Below are 11,902 nucleotides of genomic sequence, written 5' to 3'. Positions count from 1 at the left end.
TATAAGTTGTTGATGTGGTCCAAAATCTTGTAGACGAAGTTGAACTTTCACAACTGGAACTAAAATTAAAGAAAAAGCTTCAACTGACCGCTTCTTTGTAGGTTTTTAAACATCGCTCCCGAGCCATTTTATGGTTTACCATTGGTTCGGGGTAACTCAACTCCTGAAGCTCAGGAACCCATTCGTTGATATATTTTTTATCCTTGTCAAACTTTTTGATTTGTGTGGTGGGATTAAATATCCGAAAGTACGGCGCGGCATCCACGCCACTGCCAGCGGCCCATTGCCAGTTGCCAACATTGCTGGCCATTTCATAATCCAAGAGCTTTTCGGCAAAATAGGTTTCGCCCCAACGCCAATCTATCAATAAATGTTTGCACAGAAAACTGGCCACCAGCATACGAACCCGATTGTGCATATACCCTGTTTGGTTGAGTTGGCGCATTCCCGCATCCACTAAAGGATAGCCTGTTACTCCATTTTTCCATTTTTTGAACTCTTCCTCATTGTTCCGCCATTCGATTCTATCATATTTGGGACGGAATGCTTTGTTGACCGTATGTGGAAAATGCCATAATATTTGCATAAAGAATTCTCTCCAAATTAATTCGTTCCAAAAAGTTTCATTCTTCTCATCAATAGCTTCCTTTACCATTTTTCGGATGGAAACCGTACCAAATCTTAAATGCGGACCCAATCGGGATGTACCTTCTTTTTTGGCAGGGTAGTCCCGTGTATCCTCATAATTTTGAATGAGGTTGGATGTAACAGTGAAATTGGGAACTTTAATGGCAGATTCTTCAAATCCCATTTCCTCCAAGGAAAGCTGTGGCAAGGATTTGGATTGATATAGGTTTTTACTTAAATCATTCAACGTATCATACGCTACCAAATGGATGGAAGGATTGAAGTTTTCCTTCCACTTCCGCATGTAAGGGGTGTACACCACGTAAGGACCTCCATCGTCCTTGATCACCTCTTCTTTTTCAAAAATAACCTGATCTTTAAAGGTGTTGAACTGGATATCGTTTTCCTTTAAAAATTCCTTTATTTGATTATCGCGTTTTTTGGCATAGGGTTCGTAATCGTGATTAGTGTAAACAGCTTCAATGTTGTAATCCTCTATCAATTTTTTGAAGACTGCTTTTGGTGAATCATGAAACTGAGCAATGCCACTATCGTAATTCATACTTAGTTGATTGCTTATTTTTTGAATCTGTTCATGAATAAAACCGACCCTTGCATCATTTTTTGGCAGGTTATCCAGGATTTCTGGATCAAATATAAAAATGGGAAGTACAGGGACATCTTCCTGAAGAGCTTGGTATAAGCCAACATTATCATCCAATCTTAGGTCCCGTCTGAACCAAAAAATGGTAACTCCGTCTTTCATTTAAATACTTTTTATATCGAAAAAGCTTTCATTTTTATCTGTTCCTCCAAACAATTCCATGAGTTTACGCTCCCTAAATTCAAATATTTGTTTCAATTGCTTTTTGATGAAAATTGTATGTGTCAATTGCCCTATAATACCTAGTGGTAATTTGTAATCTATAATATCTTCCATCTCAACACCTTCGGGAACTTCTTTTAAAAAGTGTTTGTGATGCCAAAGGGAGTAGGGGCCAAAACGCTGTTCATCCACAAAATATTCCCCTTCCTTAACATGGGTTATTTCGGTCACCCATTTTGTGGAAACCAAAGGAAAGGGTTTTACGATATATTGGATGACCTGACCTTGGAACATGGGTCTATCTGCCCCAGCCAAAATATGGAACCCCATGTGTGGAGGAGTTATCACGGCCAAGTTTTGTGGATTGGAAAGGAAATCCCAAGCCTCTTTTTTGTTTATCGGAAATATTTGCTTTGATTTTAATTGATAGAGTCGCATCCAATTGATTTTACGCAAAGATAACAGTAAAATGTTTAATAAAAATAATAATAAGTTAAACAAAATAAAATAATGGACATTTATTTCCTATTTTTGTTTTAAGGTTTAATTAACAAATAAAGTACTGCTTTATCATAATTTTACCTCGCTAAACAATTAATACATACAACCACTATGAAAAAATTTCCACTATTACTATTCGCTGTATTGATGTCTTTTTCGCTAGAGGCTCAGATACAAACTCCTGCGCCAAGTCCACACTCTACATTGGAGCAGAAAGTTGGATTGACAGATGTTACCGTTACTTATTCCCGACCTGCAATGAAAGGCAGAAAAATATTTGGCGATTTGGTGCCTTTTGATGCCATTTGGAGAACAGGAGCCAATGAGAATACTACCATTACATTTAGTGATGATGTTACTGTAAAGGGTAAAGAATTAAAAGCAGGCACTTATGCCATCTATACCAGACCTAATGAAGCTGTTTGGGAAGTTTTCTTTTATACGGATAATGAAAATTGGGGTAATCCCCAGGAGTGGGATGCATCTAAAGTTGCTGCTACTGTAAAAGTTGAAACTATGGATATTCCAATGCCAATTGAATCTTTCACAATAACTATTGATGATATTTACAATAATGGTGCAACCTTGGGCATTATGTGGGAGAACACTTATGTAGGAGTTGATTTTGTGGTTCCCACAGTGGATAAAGCAATGAAGAGCATTCAAGAGACTATGGCCAACAAAGAAGATCTAACTGCCAATGACTACTTTGCTGCAGGTTCCTACTATTTCTCTGAGGGAGTGAATATGGAACAGGCCAAGGAATGGGTGGACAAAGCCGTTGAAATGGATGGGGGCAAAGCGTATTGGATGATGCGTACCCAATCCTTGATCTATGCAAAAATGGGAGATAAAAAAGGAGCCATTGGAGCTGCTAAAAGATCTTTGGCTGCTGCCCAAGCCGCAGGCAATCAAGATTATGTAAAAATGAACAAAGATTCCCTAAAAGAATGGGCCAAAATGTAATAGCGTGCTTATTTAAAAATAAACGAAAGACCCACTGTATGGTGGGTTTTTTTATTTCTCGATTTCAACAGGTGAGTTACCTAAGAAATTATCAAACATTTGGGTAATAGTGGCCAATACAATTACCAACAAACACCCAAAGGCATTTAACCACAAGTAGGACATCCAATCCAAATACCAGCCAATAATCACAATAACTTGAGTGACAATGGCCGCTACAAAAACAGCATTTCCCTTTACAAACTTAAAGAAGAAGGCCAGTAGGAATATACCAAGTACATTCCCATAGAAAATGGAACCAATAATGTTGACCAATTGAATCAAATTATCAAAAAGATTGGCCACATTCGCGATAATGATTGCGATTATACCCCAAAGCAATGTAAATGCTTTGGTAGCTTTTAAATAATGCTCTTGATTGTGCTCTTTTTTGGTATTTCTCTTATATAAATCCAAAGCGGTAATGGTACCTAAAGCATTTAATTCCGAAGCCGTTGACGACATGGCTGCGGAAAGAATAACCGCCAATAAAAGACCAATTAGCCCCATGGGTAGATTATTTAGGATAAAATGTATAAATACATAATCCTTGTCATTGGTTTCGACGGTATCATCTGCTTTGGCTATCAAATCCTTGGCAGCGTCCCTACTTGCATTTTCTTTTTCGTTGATTTTTATGATGTCCTGTTTGGCCTGTTCAATGGCATTGTACTCTTTTAGCTCCAGGGCAGCGGAGAAAGAATGTTGGGCCATCCTTTTTTCTTTTTCCAATACTTTGTGGTTCTCTTCCAAGGATTGGTAATCATTGGCATATTCTGACTGCATTACAGCTTCGGTGGCTGCTGGGTTAAAATTTAGAGGCGAGGAATTATACTGATAAAAAACAAATACCATTGTACCTACCAAAAGAATAAAGAACTGCATCGGTATTTTAAAAATCCCATTGAAAATCAATGCCCATTGGCTTTCACGAACGGACCTTCCCGATAAATATCGTTGCACTTGACTCTGATCTGTTCCGAAATAGGCTAATGCTAAAAAAAATCCGCCCGTGATACCGCTCCAAAAGGTATACCGGTTATTGGTATCAAAAGAGAAGTCCAATATGTTGAGTTTATTGTTCGCACCAGCGATTTTTAAGGCTTTACTAAAAGAAATGTCCGTAGGAAGTGCACCCATAATAAAGAAAAAAGCAAAGAACATCCCCAACATAATGATGAACATCTGCTGTTTTTGGGTCATACTAACCGCTTTGGTACCGCCCGATACGGTGTAAATAATTACAAGAATCCCAATGATTACGTTTAAAGTCCTTAAATCCCAACCCAATACGGCGGAAAGAATTATGGAAGGGGCAAAAATGGTGATTCCTGCTGCCAGTCCCCGTTGAACCAAGAATAAAAGGGCAGTAAGAGTTCGTGTTTTAAGATCGAAACGACCTTCGAGCATTTCGTAGGCCGTGAAAACCTTTAATTTTTTATAGATGGGAATAAACACAAGGCAAATCACAATCATTGCCAAGGGAAGTCCAAAATAGAATTGAACAAATCCCATCCCATCATGAAAAGCTTGTCCTGGTGTGGATAAAAAGGTAATGGCACTCGCTTGGGTAGCCATAACAGAAAGACCAATAGTCCACCATTTTACATTGTCCCCACCTCGAACATAGTCGTCCACATTATTGTTGCCACGAGTTTTCCAAACACCGTACGCAACGATGAAAAGCAGGGTACTACCAAGAATAATCCAATCAAGTAATGCCATTCAGGATTCTAATTGTTTAATATCATTATGAGGTAAAAAACCAATATATATATGGCATTTAAAAGGATTACAATGCTGTATTCCTTTTTCCATTCGAATTTGGTATCCATATCATCCTTTGACATTGCTATCTTTTTTCACTTCATCTTTTCCTACGGAAAGCATATTGGCAAAGAGCTTGTATGCTCCCGAAACACCAACGGGCAATTCCCTGAAAAAGCTTAAACCTGTGTAAATATAATGACCTTCTCCATAAGGTGCCACAATAAGGCTACCTTGTTTTTCTGTTTCTCCTTCATCTTTCATGGATAGAATAGGAGTAAACTCTCCGCTCCATTTGCTTGGAAAGTACAGTCCACGCTCTTGTACCCATCCATCAAAATCTTTTTCGGTGATGGCATTTGGAAAATTGACGAGGGAATTGTTGGGTGCCAATATTTCTACCTCTGCATTTTCATCGGTTACTCGATCCCTTGAAAGAGTCACCTCGTAAGGAGCAATATTTTTAAATTGACTGGCCCATCTTCCAGCAGTATTATATTGCACAATCATGGTGCCGCCTTTTTCTACATAGTCGAACAGCACAGCTTGTTTAAACTTTAGGGCGTCCACCACATTGTATGCTCTAATGCCCACCACCACGGCATCGTATTTATCCAAATCACCATTTTGAATATCATTTGGATCTACAATATGAACTTGGTAACCGATTTGCTCTAAGCTTTCTGGCACCATATCACCAGCTCCCATGATATAAGCAATGTGCTCCCCGGACTTTTTAATATCCATCCGAACCACTTTGGCTTCAGACGGAAGTAGAACAGATTGTTTTGGAATATGGTCGTAATTTATCTCCACAAGTTCTTTGCCATATACTTTGTTGCCCAAAGTGATCTTTGGCTCAATTTTCCCTTCACTTTCTGTATTGGGAGGGGTAACATTAAATGTTACTGAAATTTCTTCACTTTTCTGGGCAATGGAAAAAGGAATGCTAGATGGAGAAACTACCCAACCTGATGGATGATTCAACTCAACAGAACCAGACACATCATTTTTTCCAGCTCTTATTTTTACCTGTACTTCTTTGGTATCGGCATTGGCAAAAATCAAAACCTTTTCATCGATTTTGGAGGTTACTTCAGGTAAAATGGCGAAGGGCTCGTACAATTCTCCTTTATCCGGTTTGGAGTAACGATGTACTACAGATTTTTCAAAAGGAATTTCAACACCGTCAATAATTAATGTAAAAACAGCTTTAAATGCACTTGGCGTTTCAGGCTTTCCGATCAAACTTTGGTCGTTCACAGTATAGGTCCCCAAAGTTCCAGGCTCGTCTAACCAATAGGGACTGGTAAACGAAATGTCTTGGGGAACTGTAAAACTTAGCTCGAAATTTTCTCTTTGGTTATTACCTAAAACTTTATTGGGCGTTAATTTTACATCTACACCAACAATATCAATCTCTTTTAAAACGATATTTGGAGCCGTCCTATTAATGGTTTCAATATTGATGGTAGCTTTGCTGCCAGGTGTGGTTGAAGAGCTAGCTGAACTGGCTTCTAAATACAATCCTGCCGAAGCTAAAATTATTTTCTTCAATTCTTCTGACTTCAGCGTTCTCCAATGCTCATCCTCAACTTTCTGCAATAGTTGATAAGCCTTTACAAGCTCGGGAATATGTTTTGATGGATTTTGAAAGTCAAAATTTTCCTCAACCTTATATAAAATATCACCAACGGCTTTGCCTCCCTGAACTCTGGACCAAGTTGTATTGATGCCTTCAAAAACGTCATTGTTTTTGGGCATATCCCCTTTAAGAAGCTCAATATATTCATTGGAAGAACCTCTATCGGTCAGTCTACCAAACCCTTGGCATAAGTGCTGACTGCGTGCCAGAGCGGCAATTTCGTTGTTGGACAGTCCAAGTTCCGGATAATAGGTGCCTACATCCAATCGAACCATACCAGATTTGTCAACTTTTTCAAAAGCTTCTTGACTACCGTATTGCCACCAAGAAGTGTTGTAGAAAATACGTTTGGGTTGCCATGGTGACACCATTTCCAATTGATCGGCATATACTGTAGGATCATTGGCCAGATCAAATGCTTCCATACTCAAAATGGCAGAAGAGGTATGGTGACCATGCGTAGATCCAGGTGTTCTATGGTTAAAGCGGTTGATGATCACATCTGGCTTAATATTTCGAATGGCCCAGACAACATCGCCCAATACCTTTTCCTTATCCCAAATTTTTAGGGTTTCGTTGGGGTGTTTGGAAAAACCAAAGTCGTTGGCTCTGGTAAAACGTTGTTCTCCGCCATCCATATGCCTTGCCGCTAAAAGTTCCTGTGTACGTAATACGCCCAATAGTTCACGCAATTCTGGACCGATCAAGTTTTGTCCACCATCCCCACGTGTCATGGAAAGGTAAACCGTTCTTGCTTTTTCATGATTGGCCAAATAGGAAATAAGACTTGTATTTTCGTCATCGGGGTGTGCCGCTACGTAGAGCGCCGTTCCTAAAAAATTCAATTTTTGGACTTCGTGAAACAGTTCGGCAGAGGTAAACTTATCTGGTTTTTGGGCAAACGAGTTTGTGGAAAAAAGTGATGCAATTGAGAAAAACACCCAAAAATACTTCATAGTTGGTCGTTTAGTGGTTAGCCCAAATATAGGCAGTTTGCATTCAGTTTTTGGTTTATTTAGAAGAGTTTTAACATAGCCATTCATTGGTGTTATAAACCTAAACTATCTCTTAAAATTTGATCCTTGTTATCATGTTGACCCCAATATGCTGTTTTTAAGGTTTTAATTTTTGATGCAGATGTCATCATTGATTTTGCATTTGGACCAAATCCACTTTTAAATTCTTCTGTCCAACTTTCAATGGAGTACGGGAAGTCTGAAGTAAAGTTAATGGTCAACGTACGTTCCAGTTCTGGATAATATAAGGAGTAATTGGTTATCCCATCTTTTGATGAAATACTTCCTTTGGCTTGATAGGCTTTCAATTCTTTATGTCTTAAACGAAGAAATTCCAACGAGGGAATCACAATAATATCACCCAAAGGAAGATTCTCTGGATTAACACGGATTTTGTTCCAGATTTCATTTTCCAATATTGTTTTTTCTATAGAAAACGCTTGGTCGGCCTCACCTTCAAAATAGGAATGTGACGTAAACTCAAATTTTTCACGATTGTTGAGTTGTGAATACACATGTCCACACCATTCCTGTACCGATAAGCTAGTCTTTATGGCGTGTTGATTATCATAAACCGGATAAAAAGTGCTATTCATTATGGAGTAGGGATATATCCCCGTCAAAAACTTTTTGGTGGCATTTAGTTTTAAAACTGATATGTTTTCGGGGTTGTTCCCGTTCGCCTTCACTTGCTCCTCGGGCAAAAAGGGTTCCGTAACGTAAATTAACACAGCATGGCCATCGCGAAGTTCTCCATATCGTGCCTGTTCCAACTTGTACGAAGTTATTTCCGCATCACCGGCATACCAGTATTTTTTAAAATCTTCTGTCAGCTGTTTTTTGGGAGGTTTCCTTTTGGTTTCACGAGGGGTAGAGGTATCAACTGTTGATTCTGTCTTGCCATTTTGAATGCATCCTACAGTTAAGAAAGACATTATCGCTATTAAAGAAGTATTGAAGGTTAGTATAGAAGGTTTCATGGGTACAATTATTTAGACTTATAAATAAGTCGTTTTATATCAATATACTTAACTTTTTCGAATACACGGAAAAATGTAGTTTTGCAAAATATTTCGGAAGTTAAACTTTTTTGGTATGCAACAGATTGAGTTAATGGCGCCTGCGGGTAATTTCGAATCCTTACAAGCAGCATTGGAAAATGGTGCGGACTCGGTATATTTTGGTGTGGAACAGTTGAACATGAGGGCAAGGGCCACTATGAACTTTACCTTGGACGACCTTCCCGAGATTGCCAAGCGATGCAACGCAAAAGGGGTGAGGACATATCTTACTCTTAACACTATTATTTACGACCACGATCTTTCCATTGTCAAAACCTTGTTGAAGAAAGCCAAAGAAGTTGGTTTGACAGCCATTATTGCGATGGATCAAGCGGTAATTGCTTCTGCAAGGGAATTGGGATTAGAGGTACATATTTCAACGCAAATTAATGTCACTAATATTGAAACCGTAAAGTTCTATGCCCTGTTTGCCGATACCATGGTGTTGAGTCGAGAGTTGAGTTTGCGTCAGGTAAAAAAGATTACTGAACAAATAGAAAAAGAACAAATTAAAGGGCCATCGGGTCGTTTAGTGGAGATTGAGGTGTTTGGGCATGGAGCTTTGTGCATGGCCGTTTCGGGCAAATGCTACATGAGTCTACATTCCTATAACTCGTCTGCCAACAGAGGGGCTTGTAAACAAAACTGCCGTAAAAAATACACGGTTATTGATCAAGAAACGGGCTTTGAAATGGAGCTGGACAATGAGTACATTATGTCCCCAAAAGATTTGTGTACCATCGATTTCTTAGATCAAGTGGCCGATGCTGGTATCAAAGTTCTAAAGATAGAGGGTAGGGGACGCGCTCCCGAATATGTGGCCAAAGTGATCAAATGTTATCGCCAAGCTTTGGATAGCTTGTATGAGGGCAATTATGATAAAGAAAAGGTGATTACCTGGATGCAGGAATTGGAAAAAGTGTACAACCGTGGTTTTTGGAGCGGATACTATTTGGGACAAAAATTGGGGGAATGGAGTAAAATTCCTGGTTCTTCGGCCACACAAAAGAAAGTTTACATTGGAAAAGGAGCTCATTTCTTTCCTAAAAGCAATATTGGGGAATTTACTATTGAAGCATACGATATTTCAATAGGAGATACCATTTTGGTAACTGGCCCGACCACGGGAGCCAAAGAAATGAAAGTGACCGAAATGTTGGTGAACGATGCTAAACTATCCACTGCCAAAAAAGGCGATTCGGTAACCATTCCTTTGGATTTCAGAATCCGTCTTTCGGACAAATTGTACAAAATCGTGGAAAATAAGGTCGAGGCTTAATGGTGGTTGTTACGCTTCAGCGCGAAAAATGTATTGGCTGTAACTATTGTGTGGAGATGGCGCCAGAGCAGTTTGCCATGTCCAAAAAAGATGGAAAATCCGTTTTATTGCACTCCCAGAACAAAAAAGGATTCCATACCATAAAATCGCATGATGAAGGGATTTATGATAGTTGCGAACAAGCTTCCAAAGCCTGCCCTGTAAAAATCATTTCAGTTAAACGAACTTGATCAAAGTTCCATCAAGGTTTGATAGACCAAATGGGTGGGGAGCCCAACTACATTGGTGTACGAACCTTGAATTTCAGAGATTCCGATCATCCCGATCCATTCTTGAATACCATAGGCACCAGCTTTGTCAAATGGTTGGCATGTTTCAATGTAGTAGTTGATTTCTTCATCCGAGAAATCTTTCAATTTTACCTTGGTAATGCTGCTAACGGTCTTTTGGGAGTTTTTTGAGGTAAAACAAACAGATGTAATTACCTCGTGCCAATCACCAGATAGGGTCCGAAGCATTTCAAACGCCTCAGCTTTGTCGGCTGCTTTGGCCAATGAAGTGTTGTTGTGCCAAACCACGGTGTCAGATGTAATCACAATTTGATTGTCTTCCAATTCCTCCATGAACGGTATGGCTTTGAGCTTTGCCAAATATTCCGATATTTCTTGCCCCTGTAATTCATCAGGATAAACTTCTTCTACGGATTTAGGCCGTACCTCAAAGTCGAGACCCAACTCTTCTAAAAACATTTTACGTCTTGGCGAACCAGAGCCCAAAATAATTTTTTTGTCCTTCAGTTTTTCTTTGAGTGGATTTTTAGTCATTCTTGGCGCTAAAATTATCGTTCCAGTCCCCGCGAACCTTTAAGACCTGTTCAATAATATCACGAACACAGCCATCACCACCATTTTTGTGGGAAACATAATCGGAAATGGCTTTAACTTCTGGTACGGCATTTTGCGGGGAAGTGGCGAGTGCCACCATTTTCATCGGGGGTATATCGGGTACGTCATCACCCATATAAACTACAGTTTCAGGGTCTATACCGTGAATGTCCAAATATTCCTCCAAAGGCTCTTCTTTGTGGTGGGCGCCCATATAAAAATCGGTTACGCCAAGACCTTTTAAGCGTTCTTTCACCCCTTCATTGGTACCTCCCGTGATAATACATACGTTATACCCTTTTTTTATGGCAGTTTTCAGGGCGTAACCGTCCTTAACACTCATTCTTCGTAGAAGTTCACCGTCGGTAGTAATCAATACTGTTCCGTCGGTAAAAACACCATCAACATCAAAAACAAAGGTGGTAATACTACTTAAAAGCTCTTTATAGTTCTTCTTCATGGTCTTGTTTTATGGCTTGGCTCAATAATTTATAGAGTGTAATATGTTCTTTTTTGTTCAGAAGCTTTAGATGACTTTCCATGCTTTTGATATCATTTCGGCGTGCTGGACCCGTTTGTGCTTCCTTTGGTGACATGGTCCAAACCTTCTCGGCAGTTTCCAAAATCAAAGGCTTCAATAAATCAAAAGAGAGTCCTTCTTCCAAACAAAGTTCTTCGCCAACACTATAGAGGTAATTGGTGAAGTTGTTCACAAAAACGGCTGCAAGATGCAATTTTTTTCGCTGTTCCGAGTCAATATGGTGCACGTTTTTAGAAATGGATTTTGCCAAGTTACGCAAGGTTTCCAAAGAGTTTTTTTCTTCTGCTTCGATACAAATAGGGATGGAACCAAAATCTACCGTTTTACCTTTGGTAAAGGTTTGCAGAGGATAAAAAACACCTCTGTTTTTGGACTTTATTGCATTTAAATCCGTAGCTCCCGAGGTATGGACTACAATACCTTTTTTGTTCGCTAAATAATTGGACACTTCTGTAATGGCATCATCCTTTACCGCGATTAAATAAACATCGGCATCAGTAATGTTATCAAAATCATTGGAAATATTGGAATGTTTGGAGAATCGCTGTAATTCTTTCTGATTTCGACCCACAACTTGCACCACATCAACATTATCAGCTTTTGAAAAAGCCGAGTAGAAGTGTTTGGCCAGGTTTCCAGTTCCTAAAATTACAATATTGAGCATGCCCAAAACTACAAATTTAGGGTTGATGCAGGGTAGTAAGAATTAACAAATCTGTTTGATTTTTATACCTGAAGAAAACGTGTAAG

The 11,902-nt window shown here is 39.2% G+C and carries 11 protein-coding genes; 3 read left to right on the top strand and 8 right to left on the bottom strand.

Annotated elements, in window-relative coordinates:
• Positions 1-79: 79 nt before the first annotated feature.
• A complete protein-coding gene (locus ACQQ5U_RS03960) occupies positions 80-1,393 on the bottom strand; it encodes a cryptochrome/photolyase family protein (RefSeq protein ID WP_437395642.1) in 1,314 nt (437 codons plus the stop codon).
• Positions 1,394-1,891 carry an SRPBCC family protein gene (locus tag ACQQ5U_RS03955; RefSeq protein WP_437395641.1) on the bottom strand — a complete coding sequence of 166 codons (498 nt, stop codon included), beginning with the start codon at positions 1,889-1,891 and terminating at the stop codon, positions 1,394-1,396.
• A 174-nt stretch (positions 1,892-2,065) separates the two neighbouring features.
• On the opposite strand from ACQQ5U_RS03955, the gene ACQQ5U_RS03950 reads away from it, so the two are divergent.
• Complete coding sequence (locus ACQQ5U_RS03950) at positions 2,066-2,920, top strand: DUF2911 domain-containing protein (RefSeq protein WP_437395640.1); 855 nt, start codon at positions 2,066-2,068, stop codon at positions 2,918-2,920.
• A gap of 51 nt (positions 2,921-2,971) precedes the next feature.
• Here the strand turns inward: ACQQ5U_RS03950 and ACQQ5U_RS03945 are convergent, their stop codons facing one another.
• The 3 genes from ACQQ5U_RS03945 to ACQQ5U_RS03935 form a co-directional block, all read right to left on the bottom strand.
• A complete protein-coding gene (locus ACQQ5U_RS03945; protein WP_437395639.1) occupies positions 2,972-4,684 on the bottom strand; it encodes a sodium:solute symporter in 1,713 nt (570 codons plus the stop codon).
• A 111-nt stretch (positions 4,685-4,795) separates the two neighbouring features.
• A complete protein-coding gene (locus ACQQ5U_RS03940) occupies positions 4,796-7,327 on the bottom strand; it encodes a PIG-L family deacetylase (RefSeq protein ID WP_437395638.1) in 2,532 nt (843 codons plus the stop codon).
• 92 nt (positions 7,328-7,419) lie between these two features.
• Positions 7,420-8,367 carry a septum formation inhibitor Maf gene (locus ACQQ5U_RS03935; protein WP_437395637.1) on the bottom strand — a complete coding sequence of 316 codons (948 nt, stop codon included), beginning with the start codon at positions 8,365-8,367 and terminating at the stop codon, positions 7,420-7,422.
• A gap of 115 nt (positions 8,368-8,482) precedes the next feature.
• Here ACQQ5U_RS03935 and ACQQ5U_RS03930 point away from each other — a divergent pair, with 115 nt between their 5' ends.
• Both ACQQ5U_RS03930 and ACQQ5U_RS03925 read left to right on the top strand, forming a co-directional pair.
• Positions 8,483-9,727, top strand: coding sequence for a peptidase U32 family protein (locus ACQQ5U_RS03930; RefSeq protein ID WP_437395636.1), 1,245 nt, complete (start codon positions 8,483-8,485; stop codon positions 9,725-9,727).
• On the top strand, positions 9,727-9,957 hold the full coding sequence (locus tag ACQQ5U_RS03925; protein WP_288931371.1) for a ferredoxin: 231 nt from the start codon (positions 9,727-9,729) through the stop codon (positions 9,955-9,957). The genes ACQQ5U_RS03930 and ACQQ5U_RS03925 overlap by 1 nt, the downstream gene beginning before the upstream one ends.
• Here the strand turns inward: ACQQ5U_RS03925 and ACQQ5U_RS03920 are convergent, their stop codons facing one another.
• From ACQQ5U_RS03920 to ACQQ5U_RS03910, 3 genes are read right to left on the bottom strand one after another with little or no spacing between them, the layout of a single operon-like run.
• Complete coding sequence (locus ACQQ5U_RS03920; RefSeq protein ID WP_437395635.1) at positions 9,958-10,551, bottom strand: Maf family nucleotide pyrophosphatase; 594 nt, start codon at positions 10,549-10,551, stop codon at positions 9,958-9,960. It abuts the gene before it with no gap.
• Entirely contained in the window at positions 10,544-11,071 is a 528-nt protein-coding gene (locus ACQQ5U_RS03915; RefSeq protein ID WP_437395634.1) for a KdsC family phosphatase, read from the bottom strand. Before ACQQ5U_RS03915 ends, ACQQ5U_RS03920 begins: the two co-directional genes overlap by 8 nt.
• Positions 11,055-11,816, bottom strand: coding sequence for a Rossmann-like and DUF2520 domain-containing protein (locus ACQQ5U_RS03910; protein WP_437395633.1), 762 nt, complete (start codon positions 11,814-11,816; stop codon positions 11,055-11,057). Before ACQQ5U_RS03910 ends, ACQQ5U_RS03915 begins: the two co-directional genes overlap by 17 nt.
• Positions 11,817-11,902: the final 86 nt, after the last annotated feature.

This window comes from Flagellimonas lutimaris (assembly GCF_051494225.1).
Lineage (GTDB): Bacteria > Bacteroidota > Bacteroidia > Flavobacteriales > Flavobacteriaceae > Flagellimonas > Flagellimonas lutimaris_A.
The sequence above is the reverse complement of the archived record's forward strand: the minus strand, read 5'-3'. Positions and strand labels throughout refer to the sequence as shown.